We start from the raw sequence: 14,457 nt of genomic DNA, 5'->3' as shown, positions 1-14,457 counted from the left end.
TCTCCGGCGAAATGTCGTGCCGAGCGGCAAGAAGAACCGATATATCTCAAGTTGTAAAGGCTCTCGCCCCTACTCCCACTCAATCGTCCCCGGTGGCTTAGACGTCACGTCATACACCACCCGGTTCACCCCCTTCACCTCGTTGATGATCCTTGTTGCGGTCTCGCCCAGAAACTTCATCTCGAAGGGATAGAAGTCGGCGGTCATGCCGTCGGTGGAGGTGACGGCGCGGAGGCCGACGACGTATTCGTAGGTGCGGCCATCGCCCATCACGCCGACGGTTTTCACCGGCAGCAGAACCGCAAAAGCCTGCCAGATCGCATCGTAGAGGCCGTGTTTCCTGATCTGATCGATATAGACGGCGTCGGCGTTGCGGAGGATGTCGAGCTTTTCCTTGGTGATGTCGCCGGGGCAGCGGATGGCGAGGCCGGGGCCGGGGAATGGATGGCGGCCCACAAAAATTTCGGGGAGGCCTAGTTCGCGGCCGAGCACGCGGACCTCGTCCTTGAACAATTCGCGCAAGGGTTCGACCAGCTTCATGTTCATACGATCAGGAAGGCCGCCGACATTGTGGTGGCTCTTGATGGTGACTGAAGGACCGCCGGTGAAGGAGACGCTCTCGATCACGTCGGGGTAGAGCGTGCCCTGCGCCAGAAAATCCGCGCCGCCGATCTTTTTCGCCTCGGCATCGAACACGTCGATGAACAGGCGGCCGATGGTTTTGCGTTTTACTTCGGGGTCGGTGACGCCTTCGAGTTCGCCGAGGAACTGTTTTGACGCGTCCACGTGCACCAGCGGGATGTTGTAGTGGTGCCGGAACAGGTCGACGACGGTCTTGGCTTCGTCCAGCCGCAGCATGCCGTGATCGACGAACACGCAGGTGAGCTGGTCGCCGACGGCTTCGTGGATCAGCACCGCGGCGACGGCCGAGTCGACGCCGCCGGAGAGGCCGCAGATCACCCTGCCCTTGCCGACCTGGGCGCGGATCTTTTCGATCGCCTCCTCGCGGAAGGCGCGCATGGTCCAGTCGCCGGTGAGGCCGGAAACTTTCCGGACGAAATTGCGGATCAGCTTTGCGCCGTCGGGCGTGTGCACCACTTCGGGGTGGAACATCAGGCCGTAATATTTGCGCGTCTCGTCCTGGATGATCGCGAACGGCGCGTTGGCGCTGACGCCCGCGACCGAAAAGCCCGGCGGCATTTTTGTGATGCGGTCGCCATGGCTCATCCAGACCTGGTGCTTCTCGCCCATGCCCCAGGTGGATTCGAACAGCTGGCTCGATGCCTTGACCTCGACATCGGCGCGGCCGAATTCGCGGTGATGGCCGCCCTCGACCTCGCCACCGAGCTGGGCGGCCATGGTCATCTGGCCGTAGCAGATGCCGAGCACGGGAACGCCGGAATCGAAGATCAGCTGCGGCGCGCGGGGCGAGCCGGCCTCATGCACCGATTCCGGACCGCCGGAGAGGATCACCGCTTTCGGCTTCATCTCCTGGAAGGCTTGCTCCGCCTTCTGGAACGGCACGATCTCGGAATAAACGCCCTCCTCGCGGACGCGGCGGGCGATCAGTTGCGTCACCTGACTGCCGAAATCGACGATCAGAATCTTGTCGTGCGCCGAGGCCACTGAAGGCGTCGACTCTGCTGCGGGCTGTGCTGCTGTCATGGACAGGAATTACGCGACGGGGGGCGTACTCGCAACCGCACAAACGGGGGACTCACATTCTTCTGCGGGGATGGACAGGCGCCATTATGTCAGTATTATTGACCTAATTTGGGTGACGGAAACGGAGGAAGCCATGGCAGGCCTGCCCCACGATGCCGCCGATCTCACCGCGCTGGGGCGGGAATGGATTTCTGCCTGGAATTCGCGCGATCTGGAACGCGTGCTGGCGATGTATGCCGAGGACAGCGAGATGACGTCCGACCGGATTCCACCGCTCGGCTTCGATGCCTCGGGCACGCTGCGCGGCAAGGATTCCCTTCGCGCCTATTGGGGCCTGGCTCTGCAGCGGCTGCCCGGTTTGCGTTTTGAGCTGATCGATATCTTTGTGAGCCCGGACAGCGTGGTGGTGTTGTATCAGAACGATCGCGGGGCGAGGATCTGCGAATATCTGCGGGTGAATGCAGAGGGCAAGATCAGGCAGGGGTCGGCCAATCATCTGGTGCATTGAATGACGGTGGCCGCGAACTCGGTGCACCTCTCCCGCTTGCGGGGGAGATCGGATCGCATCGCAAGATGCGATCCGGGTGGGGGCTCTCTCCACCATATGACTCGCGGAGGCACCCCCACCCCACCCTCCCCCGCAAGCGCGGGAGAGGGAGCGCACCGCCGTCGTGGATGCATGAGAGTCTAGGCAACGCACAGGACATCCCCCATGAAAATCCCCACCCTGCCCTTCACCGTTACCGACTGGAGCAAGGTCGAGCCGACGACGCACACGGGTGAGACCGGTCAGGCGATTTGGCGGACGCTCGATATCGGCGACTTGCGGGTGCGGATGGTCGAGTACACGCCGGGCTACCTCGCCGATCACTGGTGCGACCGCGGGCATGTGCTTTATGTGCTGGAGGGCGAGCTCGATAGCGAGCTTCGGGATGGGCGTAAATTCAAGCTGACGGCGGGGATGAGTTACCAGGTGTCGGATTTTGGCGATGCGGCGCACCGGTCGTCGACGACGACGGGGGTGAAGCTGTTTATTGTGGATTGAGGGGCACCGTCATTCCGGGATGGTCCGAAGGACCAGACCCGGAATCTCGAGATTCCGGGTTCACGCTTCGCGTGCCCCGGAATGACGGCGAGAGAGACTCACGCCTTCTTCAGCACCGACACGAAAAACCCGTCCGTTCCCGTCCGGCGCGGGGTCATCAGCCAGCCCTCCGACGTTTCCAGGGCAGCCTTGGCAAAATCTTCCGCCTTGTCCCATAGCACGCTCGCCGTCTGTTCCGGCGGCACCACCGAAAACTCCGGATGGCGCGCGACAAAACTGCGAACCTGCGCGCCGTTTTCCGGTGGCAGCACGGAGCACGTGATGTAGGCGATGCGCCCGCCCGGCTTTACCAGAGCGGCCGCGCGATCAAGCACTTCGGCCTGGTCCGTCAAGCGCACTTCGAGCGCGCCGGGGCGCATCCGCCATTTGGCGTCGGGGTTGCGGCGCCAGGTGCCGGTGCCGGTGCACGGCGCGTCGATCACGACCAGATCGGCTGAGGCGTGGATGTCGGCCAGCGGGTCGGCGTCGCCCTTCGGCGTGCGGACATCGGCGTTGTGGATGCCGGCGCGCGACAGCCGCTCGTGGATCGGCGCGAGCTGGCGCTTGTCGTGGTCGGTGGCGATCAAACGGCCCTTGCCCTGCATCATTGCCGCCAGCGCAAGCGTCTTGCCGCCGGCGCCGGCGCAGAGGTCGATCACCTGCTCGCCGGGTTTTGCCGCCGACAGCAATGCCGCAAGCTGCGAGCCTTCATCCTGCACTTCAACTGCGCCCTTGATAAAGTCTTCCTCGGCATGGATGCCGGGGTTGCGGGCATCGGCGCCGAGTTCGATGCGCAGGCCGATCGCGGACCATGGCGTCGGCTGCGCGCCGAGATGAGAAAGCCGCGGCAACATCTTCTCGCGGTTGGCTTTTAGGGTGTTAATGCGAAGGTCGAGCGGCGCCCGGCTGGCCATCGCGGTGGCCTCCGCGACGCGGTCCTCGCCGAATACTTCAGCCAGATGCCCATCCAGCCATTCCGGGTAATCGCCGGCGATGTGCGGCGGCGCATCGCTCAGGGAGCGCGAGGTCAGGGCCGTTCGTTCCGCCGCACTGAGCGGTTCGGGCGCAAAGCGCTCGCCGTGGCATAGATTGGAGATCGTCTCGGTGTCCATGCCGCGCTCAAGCCGAAGCATGCCGAGCACGCGGGCTCGCGGCGTATCCGCCTCCATCAGCCAGGCGCTCGAAGCGCGCCGGCGCAACACGTCCCAGACGAGGCCCGCGATCGCGGCGCGGTCGCCGGAACCGGCATAACGGTGCGCGGTGCCCCACTCCTTCAGCGCCTTGGCGGCGGGAACACGCTGGGCGTCGATGGTGTCGATCAGTTCGATGGCTGCGGACAGCCGGGCGGCGGGGGTCATTCAAAACTTTCGGTTCGAGAAGGGCGCAAGCCTTACTCTTTGAGCATGATCTTCTTCGGAAAACCGGTTCCCACTTTTCCGGATCATGCTCTCAAATCAGCAACAGCATCTTCAGCGCGAAGTAGATCCACATCGCCAGCAGCACAAGGACGCCGGCGAACCAGGCCAGCGAGCGGGTCCGGACATCGTTGGACGTCACGAAAATCCCGGCATGGGCAAAGCGCGTCACGACGAACACCCAGGACATCAGCAGGATGAAGAAATCGGCCTTGCGCAGCGGCAGCGCCAGCGCGATCAGGATGTAGAACAGGACCGGGATTTCGAACTGGTTGCTGTAACAATTGCCGATCTGGGTGGCCTTTTCGGGCCAGTTCGGCTGCCGCAGCGCGATGTCCTTCAGGGTGGTTTCCCTCGCTTTCAGGGCACCGGTCCGCGCCGTGGCCATCCACAGCAGCAGCGCAAAGGTGAGCCCGACCTGGGCAAAGACAGGCAGCAAGACCAGTTGAATCGACATCAGGACGCCCATGGGAATCTCCCCGCAGGGCGTTCGCCGCCCGGCCAACCAATAGCGGGCGTGCCGCCCTGTGACAAATCAGCAGCCGCGTCCGCTTGAACCGCAATCGGCACCGCCGTGACCAAAAGCTGGAGGGTTCAGGTCATTCCGGCTTCGGACGGCTCCGACGCGACCTTCGAGATGGCGCCATGAACATCACCTCACCGCTCTGGACCGGCGCGGCCCGCGTGGCCGAAGTGCCCGGCGATTCCATGACCTCCCTGCTCAGAATGGTCGGCGCCGGAACCGGCTGGTTCGACGACAGCATCGATGGCGGGCTTGGCATTGTCATGTCGACGCTGGCCGGTGTCGCCGCCGCGCTGGCGGTGGCCATCGTGCTGTCGGTCTATTTCCGCAGCGGCTACCGCAGCCCGCGCGACCTTTTCAAGCACGGCCTCGCCGCTGTTGTCGTGATCGCCCTCGTCGCCTTCGTGGTCTACGACGTCAGGCATGCCGCGCTGGCCTATCTCGGCATCAATCCGGCAAAACCCGCCGTGGAATTCGAAATCCGGCTGCCGAAGGCGGCGCTGACGGCAATTGCCGATACCCAGGTGGAACTGCTCACCGACCGGAACCAGAAGCTGGCCAAAGTGCAGGATGCGCTGGCCTCGACATCGGACGGCCGCAGCGTGCTCACGGGAACCGTCACGCTCGACTACCGCACCACCGAACGCATGGTGGTGATCAATCTGCCCGGGAGAGCGCAAACCCAGTTCAAGCTGCGGCTGCCGGCCAGCCCGACGCATTCCGACAAGTTCGGGCCGTGGCATCTGGCCGACGGCATCACGCTGGCCAGGGGCGACACCGTGACACCAGAGACGCATAACGCCTTCGCGATCCGCTACCGCGTGCTGTGAGCGGATGTAGCGCCGTCATGCGCGGCGCCCGTTGAAAACATCGCTCCATCCCCGTCATTGCGAGCGAAGCGAAGCAATCCATAGCGCAGCATAACGGATGGATGGATTGCTTCGTCGCTTTGCTCCTCGCAATGACGAAGTAGGCAACCGCATTTCAAACAATTTTTCAAACAAGCCTGCAAACAACCTTGCGCGCGCCGTCTATCGTGCGGACGATCACGACTTAAATTTCATCATTCCGTCGCCGACAAATCTATAATCAGGGACGAAAGGATTTTCGCATGAGCCAATTCCGCCTGACCCAGATTTCCGATACCCACCTCGCCCGCCGCCTCGCAAAGCTCACCGACAATTTTCATCGTGTGGCTGCGCATATCGACGCGACGCGGCCTGATCTTGTGATCAACAGCGGCGATCTTGCTTTCGATGCGCCGACCAGTCCGAACGATCTCACCTTCGCCAAATCGCTGCACGCCGAGCTTCCGGTCGCCTGTCGCTATCTGCCCGGCAATCACGACATCGGCGACAATCCGACCGCGGTTGGACCGGTGCCGTCGCATCCGGCGAGCGAACAGCATCTGCAAAGCTATCGCGCTGTAATCGGCGAAGACCGCTGGCGCTTCGACGAAGCCGGCTGGTGTTTTGTCGGGTTGAACTCGCTGATCATGAACACCGGACTTGGCAGCGAGGCCGAGCAGTTCGACTGGCTGGCGTCGGAGCTGTCACGCACGAACGGCAGGCCGGTCGCGCTGTTCGTGCACAAGCCGCTTTATCTCGACGCGCCCGACGATCCCGAGCTTGAGGCTTCAGCGATCCGCTACGTGCCGCAGCCGGCGCGGGCGCGGCTGATCGAGATGTTCGGCGCGGTCGATCTGCGCCTGATCGCCTCCGGCCATGTCCACCAGCGCCGCGATTTCACCTATGGCCGCGTCCGCCATGTCTGGGCGCCATCGGCCGGCTTCATCATTCCCGACAAGCGGCAGGAGCGGATCGCGCTGAAGGAAACCGGGCTGGTGGAGTATCGCTTTACGCCGGACAGTTTTGAAGTCCGCCACGTCCGCGCACCGGGCCAGATCGATGTCGACCTGGACGAGTTGCACCAAAAAGCGCCGGCCAGCTAGCCCGTGAACCCGTGAATTCAGAATGGTCGACGGCCGTCCGCTTTGGTGGTCGTTCCGTTTCGCGCGGCCGGCTGATCCTCGGCGCGGGCTAGGTTCGTCCGCTGTCGTCCCCTCGCTGGATATGCCTTTGCCTCCTTCTTGTGCCAAATCTGGCTAAAAACCGGTAATGACAACGTTGTCATTCTATCATACGGTGGATCCGACACCTTGGATCGCCACAGATGGAGCGACACATCCCCCTCGGCATCTCCCACCCCTGCAGCCAGTTCGATCGGTGGCGCGTGATCTTCGGTCCCGGTGCGGACGGGACCGTGAGGCCGGTCCTGCACACCCGTTTCGGTTGAGAGAACGGCGATGAACTTCCTGCCGCTTTGGCGCTATCGCGACCAATTGATCGATGGGACGCTCGTCACGCTCGAACTGACCGTCATAGCCGCCTGCTTCGGCCTCTTGATCGGCACCGCCGGCGCCGTCGCACTCAAGGGGCGCGTGAAGCCCACGCGCTGGCTGGTGCGCGGCTACATCGAGCTGTTCCGCAATACGCCATCGTTGATCCAGCTCTTCATCGTGTTCTTCGTGCTGCCGAATTTCGGCTTGAAGCTGCCGGCGTTCGAGGCGGCGGCGGTGGCGCTGTCACTCTACTTCGGCGCCTATTCGGTCGAGATCATCCGCTCAGGCCTCGACTCCGTCCCAAAAAGCCAGATCGAGGCCGGCCAATGCCTCGGTCTCAGCGGCTGGCAGGTGTTTTTCCATATCCTGCTGCCGCCGGCGCTGCGCAACGCCTATCCGGCGGTGACCAGCCAGTTCGTGCTGCTTCTGCTCGGGACTTCGCTCGCCTCGCAGGTCGCCGCCGACGAGCTGTTCCACGTCGCAGGCTTCATCGAGAGCCGCACCTATCGCAGCTTCGAAGTCTACGCGATCATCTGCGCGGTCTATTTCGCGATGGCGATGTCGTTCAAGATCCTGTTCGCGGTGGTGGGCGCCCTCGCCTTCCGCTGGCCCCGGCGGCGTTGAGGCAGGCCGCCGCATGCGATCCTTCACCTTCATCGATTTCGTCTCGCTGCTCTCGGCGCTGCGCTGGACGGTGGTGCTGGTCGTCCTCGCGCTCGGCTTCGGCGCGCCGCTCGGACTTGGGCTGGCGACGGGCCGGATCAGCCGCCTCGCCCCACTGCGCTGGATCTCGGCCGCAGCGATCCAGGTGATCCAGGGCGTGCCGCTGCTCGGCCTGCTCTTCTTCTTTTATTTCGGCATGCCGGTGTTCCTTGGCATCCAGGTGCCGGCGCTCGTCGCGGTTACGGTGGCCTACACGCTCTACACCGCGGCTTTCCTGGGCGAGATCTGGCGCGGCGGGCTCGAGGCCGTGAAACAGGCGCAATGGGAAGCCGGTGCCTGCCTCGGCCTGTCGCGCTGGCAGCAATTCCGCCACATCGTCGGGCCGCAGGCGCTGCGCCTGTCGCTGCCGCCGACGGTCGGCTTCCTCGTCCAGCTCGTGAAGGGCACCTCGCTCGCTTCGATCATCGGCTTCGTCGAGCTGGCGCGCGCCGGCCAGGTGGTGAGCGCCGCGACCTTCCAACCGCTCCTCACCTACGCCGTGGTCGCGGCGATCTACTTCGCAACCTGCCTGCCGCTCACGCTGTGGTCCCGTTCCCTGGAGGCTCGCCTCGATGGCTCTCGTTGAAATCCGCGACGTCCACAAGAAGTTCGGCCGGACCGACGTGCTCAACGGCGTTTCGCTCGACGTCGAAGAGGGCGAGATCGTCACGATCATCGGCCGCTCCGGCTCGGGAAAATCGACGCTGCTCCGTTGCATCAACGCGCTCGAGACGGTAGATGCCGGCGAGATTCACGTCGAGGGACAAAGGGTCCACGCCAGGATGCCGGACTTGCGGCAGTTTCGCCAGCGCGTCGGCATCGTCTTCCAGGCCTTCAACCTGTTTTCCCACCTCAAGGTCGAACGCAACATCACGCTGGCCCCATTGCTCACCGGCCGCATCGGCAAGTCCGAAGCGCGCCCGCTTGCCCTGGATGTCCTCGCCCGCGTCGGCCTCGCCGACAAGATCGACGCCTGGCCGGAGCAGCTCTCCGGCGGTCAACAACAGCGGGTAGCGATTGCCCGCTGCCTTGCCATGGCCCCGCACCTCATGCTGTTCGACGAGGTGACTTCGGCGCTCGACCCCGAACTGGTCGGCGAGGTCTTGAAGGTGATGGAGGCGATGGCGCGCCAGGGCATGACGATGATCCTCGTCACGCACGAGATGGGATTTGCCCGCAACGTCGCCGACCGCATCGTCTTCATGCACCAGGGCCGCGTCTGGGAACAGGGACCGCCGTCGAAACTGTTCGTCCGACCCGAGACCCCCGAGCTCGCAAGTTTCATCGCCTCGGTGAAATGAGCACCTTCCAAGCAAACCGGCCATCGTGCCGCCACCAGGAGAGAGTTATGAGAAGATTGAAATCCCTCTTCGCTATCGCCGCCACGGCGCTCGCCGTCCTCGCAGCGCCAGGTCTTGCCAGTGCCGACAAGCTGAAGGATGTGCTCGGTGCCGGACGTCTGCGCGTCGGCATCCTTACCGACGCTGCACCCTGGGGCTTCAAGGACGACAAGGGTGAAATCGCCGGCCTCGACGCCGATCTCGCCAGGCTGATTGCGGCCGATATGGGCGTGAAGCTCGAACTCGTCCCGGTGACGGGCGCGGCGCGCATCCCGAGCCTGTTGTCCGACAAGATCGATGTCCTGATCGCAGGTCTTGGTGCAACGCCGGAACGCGCCCAGCAGATCATGTTCTCCCAGCCCTACGCGGTGGTGAATCTCGGCGTTTATGGTCCGAAGTCGATTGCCGCAGCGACCGGCAAGAAGGCCGAAAACCTCGAACGCCATACCGTCGCGGTGGCCAAGGGGACGACGCTCGACGTCTGGCTCACCGACAATGCGCCAAAGGTGAAGCTGGTGCGCTTCGAGGACACTCCCGCGGCGATCGCCGCCTATCTCGCCGGCCAGGCCGACAGCTTCGCCGAGAACAGCGCGATCGCGCTCAAGGTGAAAGAGCAGAATCCAACCAAGGAGGTCGAGCTCAAGTTCCTCATCCGTCAGTCGCCGGCGCATATCGGCTTGCGGCAGGGCGAGCAGAATCTGCTCAACTGGATCAACACCGCCCTCTTCACCAACAAGCTGAACGGCAAGCTCGGCGAACTGCAGCTGAAGTGGTTCAAGGAAGAGCAGTCACTGCCGACCTTGTGAGTTCAGGCGAACTTCTTTTTTCTCGAGGAGCTGCAAACATGATTGAACGTTATTTGGTCGGCCCGCGCATGAGCCAGGCCGTTGTCTGCGCCGGCATGGTGCATATCGCCGGCCAGGTGGCCGACGACCGCAAGGCGGGGATCGTTTCCCAGACGACCCAGGTGCTCGGCAAGATCGAGGCGCTGCTGAAGCAGGCGGGATCCGATCGCTCCAAGCTGGTCGCGGTCAACGTCTTCCTGCCGCACATCACCGACTTCGAGGCGATGAACTCGGTGTGGGACGCCTGGATCGATCCCGCCAATCCGCCTGCACGCGCCTGCGTCGAGGCGCGGCTCGCCGACCCCGATTTGCGCGTCGAGATGACGGCCGTCGCCGCCGTCTGAGACGCGCTTCGTGCACTCCTTCAACCTTCGGCCGGCGTCGGTGACGACGCGGCCCTGAGGCATCCAATGCATACCGGACTTTTCCACGAGATCGACTTCGACGCCGACCACAAATGGTCCGGCCACCTCAGCATCCCGTTCTCGATCGATCGGTCGCCCTATTTCCAGGTCAAGATTCCGATCTTCCGGATCCGCAACGGTGCGGGCCCGCGAGTTCTGCTGATGGCCGGTAACCACGGCGACGAATACGAGGGTGAGATCACGCTTGCGCGGCTGTTTCGCCGGCTCGATCCCGCCAACATGAAGGGCGAGGTGACCATCCTGCCTTTCGCCAATCTCCCGGCGGTGATGGCAGCCCGCCGACGCTCGCCGCTTGACGAGGGCAATCTCAACCGCGCCTTCCCTGGCGACTCCTCGGGCACGCCAACTTTCCGGCTCGCTCATTTCCTCGAACATGAACTCTTCCCCCGCCACGACGTGATCTTCGACATCCATTCCGGTGGAACGTCGATGGCGCATCTGCCTTGCGCCCTGATCGAGCGGCAAGGCCCGCCGGACATGTTCGCCCGCGCGCTCGGTCTCATGGAGGGGCTCGGAATGCCGTTCGCCTTTGTCGCCGAAAACGGCGCCGAAGCCCCGACCTCGATGGCAGCTGCCGCGCGGGCCAGAGCGATCGGCATCTCCGGCGAATTCGGCTCCGGCGGCACGGTCACGCCTCAGACGATGGCCCTGACCGCCCGGGCCGTGGACCGCCTGCTGCTCGCGCTTGGCATCATCGAAGCACACGTGCTCGGCCCACACGTACCCATCGAAGGACAAACCGAACTGCTGGCGCTGGAGAGCCACGCCCAGGCGGTGTTCGCGACACGGCGTGGCTGGTTCGAACCGGCGGTCGTGGTCGGCGCGCGGGTCAGGGATGGCGACGTGGCGGGCTGGTACCACGATTTCGAACGACCCGAGGCGCCGGAGGAAGTGCTGCACTTCCCCGCCGCCGGGATCGTGATCTCGCAACGTCTCCACACCGACTGCCAGAGCGGTGATTGCCTGGTCCAGGTTGGCCGGCCGTTGACACGGGATGAGGTTTCGGGCCGATGAGATTTTGATACGCGAAACGACTCTAGACAACACTAGCCCCTGGATTCGATGGCCGATCCGCCCCTGACAACCTTCGATGATGTCGTGCGAATTCCGGCACCGCCCGGGCGCGGCACTACGGTCGGACGACCGCCGCGCATCGAAGAGGTGGCGGAACGCGCCGGGGTCTCCCCGATCACGGTGTCGCGGGTGCTGCGTCATCCCGAGAAGGTCAATCGCGAGACCCGCGACCGCATTCTGGGGATCATCGAGGCGACCGGATACGCTTCCAACCCTCACGCGCGGGCGTTGCGTTCGGGCCGCTCCAACGTCGTCATGGCCTTCGTCTCCAACATCCTCAGCCAGCAGTTCGGCTTGGCCGTGCGCAGCTTCGCAGCGGCGCTCGAGCCGGAAGGATACGAAGTGTTGGTCGGTCAGACCTCATACTCCTATGCCCGGGAAGTGGCGATGCTGCAGTCGCTGCGCGGCATCCGGCCGGCGGCCGTGCTGTTTACCGGCGTGATCGAGCTCGAAGAGAACCGGGCCGCCCTGCAGGAGCTGGCCATTCCGGTGATCGAGACATGGGCCTATCCGCGTGATCCGATCGACATGCTCGTCGGATTCTCCAATGCGGATGCCGGAGCGATGGCGGCACGGCGGCTGGCGGCCGCCGGACATCGCCGCGTTGCCTTCATCGGTCGCAGCAGCGGCCGCGGCGCGCTGCGCCGCGACGGTTTTCGCGCAGCCGCTGGAAAACTCGGCATCGAGATCGTGCACGAGATCGCCGTCGGCGAGGTCACCGGTCTTGTCGACGGCCGCACCGCCTTCGGCGCCCTTCTCGCCCGCGGCGATCCGGTCGACGCCGTCTTCTGCGCCAACGATCTATTGGCGACGGGAGCGCTGATCGAAGCGCGCTCCCGCGGCCTGTCCGTGCCGCGCGATCTTGCGTTGCTCGGCTTCGGCGACAACGACGTGGCGGATCAGATGACGCCGGGCCTCACCACGATCGCATTTGATTCCGCGGCGATCGGCCGGATCGCCGGCGAACTTCTGCTGGCGCGTTTGGCCGGTTCGCCGCATGCCGTGCAGCAACACGCGGTCGAACTCTTCTTCGTCGAACGCGGCAGCATCTAGAGCCCCGTTCCGATGGAATCGGAACGGGGCTCTAGATTCTTGTCTTGACGCGTTTTCTTCACGCGAACCGGTATCCACTTCGCTCGAAAACGCTCTAAAGACCGATTCCCTACGCCTTGTCCGGCCCGACGCGCACCAGTTGCTTGCCGAAATTGGCGCCCTTGAGCAGGCCCATGAATGCGGCGGGCGCACTGTCGAGGCCTTCGGTGACGAATTCCTTGTGCTTGATCTTGCCTTCGCGGAACCATCCCGACATGTCGCGCAGGAAGTCACCGTGGCGCGCGGCAAAATCGCTGACGATGAAGCCACGGATGGTGAGGCGCTTGGTCAGCACCGCGCGCATCATCTTGCCGGCCCATTTCGGCGAGGTCTCGCCGAAATTGTTGTACTCGGCGATCAAGCCGCACACCGGCATCCGCGCGAACGCGTTGAGCTGCGGAAACACCGCATCGAACACCGCGCCGCCGACGTTTTCAAAATAGACGTCGATGCCCTTCGGGCAGGCGTCCTTCAGTTTGGCGGCGAGATCGGGATCGCGATGGTCGAGGCAATCGTCGAAGCCGAGCTCCTTTTTGACGTAGTCGCATTTGTCCTTGCCGCCGGCGATGCCGATCGCCCGCGCGCCCTTGATCTTCGCAATCTGGCCGACGGCCGACCCGACGGCGCCGGAGGCCGCCGCCACCACCACGGTCTCGCCCGCCTGCGGCTTGCCGATATCGAGCAAGCCGGTATAGGCGGTCATGCCGGGCATGCCGAGCACGCCGACCGCGGTCGAGATCGGTGCGAGCTTCGGATCGATCTTGGCGAGGCCCTTGCCGTCCGAGATCGCATGCGTCTGCCAGCCGGCGCGCGACAGCACGATGTCCCCTTTCGCGAAACCGGGATTGTTCGAGGCGATCACCTCACTGACCGTGCCGCCTTCCATCACGCCGTCGATCGGCACCGGCGCCGCATAGGACGGGCCGTCACTCATCCGCCCGCGCATGTAGGGATCGAGCGACAGCCAGATGGTGCGCAGCAGGACCTGGCCCTCGCCGGGCGTCGGCACTGAATATTCCTCGAGGCGGAAGTCGGATGGTTTTGGTTCGCCCACGGGGCGGGACGCGAGAACGATGCGTTTTGCGGATTGGGACATGGTTGGTTCCTCCGATTGTTATTTGTCGTCATTGCGAGCTATCGAGGCACCGTCATTCCGGGGCGATGCAAAGCATCGAACCCGGAATCTCGAGATTCCGGGTCTGGTGCTTACGCACCATCCCGGAATGACGGTTTCAAACTCTTCAATACCACCTGTATCGGAAAATATCAGGCCGCGATTTTCGCCAGCGCCGCCTCGAACGCCGCCGCAGCGCTTGGCAGATCCGAAAACGCCAGTCCGCTATCCGCGGTCTGCTTCTGGGCTTCCGTTGCGGTGGGACGCACTTCCGCAATCGGTTTTGCCCCATCAAGCAAGGCCGCCGGCGCAATCACGTGAAACTCATGGGTTTCGACCGGCTGATCCTTCAACAGGAAGACGCTGAGCGAGACGATGTCGGTACCCCGCCGATAGGAAATGTAGCGGTCGACCGCCACCGAACCGTCGCGCTGCATGCCGCCGAGTTTTGCAAAACCCTTGGAGTCGAGCAGCTTGTGGGCCTTGAAGCCCTTGATGCCTACCGACTTCGCTTTCGCGGTCTCTTCCGACAGATCGAATTTGGCGGCCATCGCCTTGCCGATTTCGGCGAGTTGCTGCGACATCGCGTGCTCGAACTCTTTTGCCTCGGTGCGCGGCTTCGATGCCTTGCCCGGCCTGGCCGCGTTGCGCTTTTGCAGCTCGGCGTTGCACCGCGCGATGATATCAGCCGCGGCTTTCCGCTCGGCGTTGACGAGCAGATTCTTCAAATCCTGATTTGAAAGCGCGGCAATCCTGTCGTCCGACCAATCGACCATGATGTTCAATTTCTTTCAAAAACAGCGCTGCTAGCGCATGAAGGCAGCGTCATTCCGGGAT

Annotated in this window: 16 protein-coding genes; 11 read left to right on the top strand and 5 right to left on the bottom strand. The window is 63.7% G+C overall.

Annotated features, from left to right (window positions below):
• Positions 1-69: 69 nt before the first annotated feature.
• Positions 70-1,665: a glutamine-hydrolyzing GMP synthase gene (guaA, locus tag JQ629_RS12315; protein WP_212412897.1), complete on the bottom strand. Its 1,596-nt coding sequence runs from the start codon at positions 1,663-1,665 to the stop codon at positions 70-72.
• 133 nt (positions 1,666-1,798) lie between these two features.
• On the opposite strand from guaA, the gene JQ629_RS12310 reads away from it, so the two are divergent.
• Complete coding sequence (locus tag JQ629_RS12310; RefSeq protein ID WP_212412896.1) at positions 1,799-2,173, top strand: nuclear transport factor 2 family protein; 375 nt, start codon at positions 1,799-1,801, stop codon at positions 2,171-2,173.
• Positions 2,174-2,377: 204 nt separating this feature from the next.
• Positions 2,378-2,710 (top strand): DHCW motif cupin fold protein, encoded by a 333-nt coding sequence (locus JQ629_RS12305; protein WP_212412895.1) that lies wholly within the window; start codon positions 2,378-2,380, stop codon positions 2,708-2,710.
• 98 nt (positions 2,711-2,808) lie between these two features.
• Here JQ629_RS12305 and JQ629_RS12300 read toward each other — a convergent pair whose 3' ends face one another.
• Both JQ629_RS12300 and JQ629_RS12295 read right to left on the bottom strand, forming a co-directional pair.
• On the bottom strand, positions 2,809-4,107 hold the full coding sequence (locus JQ629_RS12300; protein ID WP_212412894.1) for an RsmB/NOP family class I SAM-dependent RNA methyltransferase: 1,299 nt from the start codon (positions 4,105-4,107) through the stop codon (positions 2,809-2,811).
• Positions 4,108-4,198: 91 nt separating this feature from the next.
• On the bottom strand, positions 4,199-4,621 hold the full coding sequence (locus JQ629_RS12295; protein ID WP_212264972.1) for an MAPEG family protein: 423 nt from the start codon (positions 4,619-4,621) through the stop codon (positions 4,199-4,201).
• Positions 4,622-4,809: 188 nt separating this feature from the next.
• Here JQ629_RS12295 and JQ629_RS12290 point away from each other — a divergent pair, with 188 nt between their 5' ends.
• From JQ629_RS12290 to JQ629_RS12250, 9 genes are all read left to right on the top strand, one after another.
• A complete protein-coding gene (locus JQ629_RS12290) occupies positions 4,810-5,517 on the top strand; it encodes an acriflavin resistance protein (RefSeq protein WP_349631255.1) in 708 nt (235 codons plus the stop codon).
• Positions 5,518-5,798: 281 nt separating this feature from the next.
• Positions 5,799-6,638 (top strand): metallophosphoesterase family protein, encoded by an 840-nt coding sequence (locus JQ629_RS12285; RefSeq protein WP_212412893.1) that lies wholly within the window; start codon positions 5,799-5,801, stop codon positions 6,636-6,638.
• Positions 6,639-6,992: 354 nt separating this feature from the next.
• A complete protein-coding gene (locus tag JQ629_RS12280; protein ID WP_212412892.1) occupies positions 6,993-7,652 on the top strand; it encodes an amino acid ABC transporter permease in 660 nt (219 codons plus the stop codon).
• 13 nt (positions 7,653-7,665) lie between these two features.
• Entirely contained in the window at positions 7,666-8,316 is a 651-nt protein-coding gene (locus tag JQ629_RS12275) for an amino acid ABC transporter permease (protein WP_212412891.1), read from the top strand.
• Complete coding sequence (locus tag JQ629_RS12270) at positions 8,303-9,031, top strand: amino acid ABC transporter ATP-binding protein (protein ID WP_212264902.1); 729 nt, start codon at positions 8,303-8,305, stop codon at positions 9,029-9,031. Before JQ629_RS12275 ends, JQ629_RS12270 begins: the two co-directional genes overlap by 14 nt.
• Positions 9,032-9,078: 47 nt before the next feature.
• On the top strand, positions 9,079-9,876 hold the full coding sequence (locus tag JQ629_RS12265) for a transporter substrate-binding domain-containing protein (protein ID WP_212412890.1): 798 nt from the start codon (positions 9,079-9,081) through the stop codon (positions 9,874-9,876).
• 38 nt (positions 9,877-9,914) lie between these two features.
• Positions 9,915-10,259: a RidA family protein gene (locus JQ629_RS12260; RefSeq protein WP_211994495.1), complete on the top strand. Its 345-nt coding sequence runs from the start codon at positions 9,915-9,917 to the stop codon at positions 10,257-10,259.
• 66 nt (positions 10,260-10,325) lie between these two features.
• The gene (locus JQ629_RS12255; protein WP_212412889.1) at positions 10,326-11,354 is read left to right on the top strand and encodes a succinylglutamate desuccinylase/aspartoacylase family protein; all 1,029 of its coding nucleotides are present in this window, start codon (positions 10,326-10,328) and stop codon (positions 11,352-11,354) included.
• Between the two features lie 48 nt (positions 11,355-11,402).
• Positions 11,403-12,467, top strand: a complete 1,065-nt coding sequence (locus JQ629_RS12250; RefSeq protein WP_212412888.1) for a LacI family DNA-binding transcriptional regulator — start codon at positions 11,403-11,405, stop codon at positions 12,465-12,467.
• Between the two features lie 109 nt (positions 12,468-12,576).
• On the opposite strand, the gene curA is transcribed toward JQ629_RS12250, so the two are convergent.
• The gene (gene curA, locus JQ629_RS12245; protein WP_212412887.1) at positions 12,577-13,602 is read right to left on the bottom strand and encodes an NADPH-dependent curcumin/dihydrocurcumin reductase; all 1,026 of its coding nucleotides are present in this window, start codon (positions 13,600-13,602) and stop codon (positions 12,577-12,579) included.
• Positions 13,603-13,772: 170 nt separating this feature from the next.
• A complete protein-coding gene (locus tag JQ629_RS12240) occupies positions 13,773-14,396 on the bottom strand; it encodes a hypothetical protein (protein WP_212412886.1) in 624 nt (207 codons plus the stop codon).
• Positions 14,397-14,457 lie beyond the last annotated feature (61 nt).

It is taken from the genome of Bradyrhizobium sp. AUGA SZCCT0222 (assembly GCF_018130205.1).
GTDB lineage: Bacteria > Pseudomonadota > Alphaproteobacteria > Rhizobiales > Xanthobacteraceae > Bradyrhizobium.
The sequence above is the reverse complement of the archived record's forward strand: the minus strand, read 5'-3'. Positions and strand labels throughout refer to the sequence as shown.

Coding starts and splice junctions, on each gene's coding strand:
- guaA (WP_212412897.1), bottom strand. CDS start 1,665: ATGACAGCAGCACAGCCCGCAGCAGAGTCGACGCCTTCAGTGGCCTCG.
- JQ629_RS12310 (WP_212412896.1), top strand. CDS start 1,799: ATGGCAGGCCTGCCCCACGATGCCGCCGATCTCACCGCGCTGGGGCGG.
- JQ629_RS12305 (WP_212412895.1), top strand. CDS start 2,378: ATGAAAATCCCCACCCTGCCCTTCACCGTTACCGACTGGAGCAAGGTC.
- JQ629_RS12300 (WP_212412894.1), bottom strand. CDS start 4,107: ATGACCCCCGCCGCCCGGCTGTCCGCAGCCATCGAACTGATCGACACC.
- JQ629_RS12295 (WP_212264972.1), bottom strand. CDS start 4,621: ATGTCGATTCAACTGGTCTTGCTGCCTGTCTTTGCCCAGGTCGGGCTC.
- JQ629_RS12290 (WP_349631255.1), top strand. CDS start 4,810: ATGAACATCACCTCACCGCTCTGGACCGGCGCGGCCCGCGTGGCCGAA.
- JQ629_RS12285 (WP_212412893.1), top strand. CDS start 5,799: ATGAGCCAATTCCGCCTGACCCAGATTTCCGATACCCACCTCGCCCGC.
- JQ629_RS12280 (WP_212412892.1), top strand. CDS start 6,993: ATGAACTTCCTGCCGCTTTGGCGCTATCGCGACCAATTGATCGATGGG.
- JQ629_RS12275 (WP_212412891.1), top strand. CDS start 7,666: ATGCGATCCTTCACCTTCATCGATTTCGTCTCGCTGCTCTCGGCGCTG.
- JQ629_RS12270 (WP_212264902.1), top strand. CDS start 8,303: ATGGCTCTCGTTGAAATCCGCGACGTCCACAAGAAGTTCGGCCGGACC.
- JQ629_RS12265 (WP_212412890.1), top strand. CDS start 9,079: ATGAGAAGATTGAAATCCCTCTTCGCTATCGCCGCCACGGCGCTCGCC.
- JQ629_RS12260 (WP_211994495.1), top strand. CDS start 9,915: ATGATTGAACGTTATTTGGTCGGCCCGCGCATGAGCCAGGCCGTTGTC.
- JQ629_RS12255 (WP_212412889.1), top strand. CDS start 10,326: ATGCATACCGGACTTTTCCACGAGATCGACTTCGACGCCGACCACAAA.
- JQ629_RS12250 (WP_212412888.1), top strand. CDS start 11,403: ATGGCCGATCCGCCCCTGACAACCTTCGATGATGTCGTGCGAATTCCG.
- curA (WP_212412887.1), bottom strand. CDS start 13,602: ATGTCCCAATCCGCAAAACGCATCGTTCTCGCGTCCCGCCCCGTGGGC.
- JQ629_RS12240 (WP_212412886.1), bottom strand. CDS start 14,396: ATGGTCGATTGGTCGGACGACAGGATTGCCGCGCTTTCAAATCAGGAT.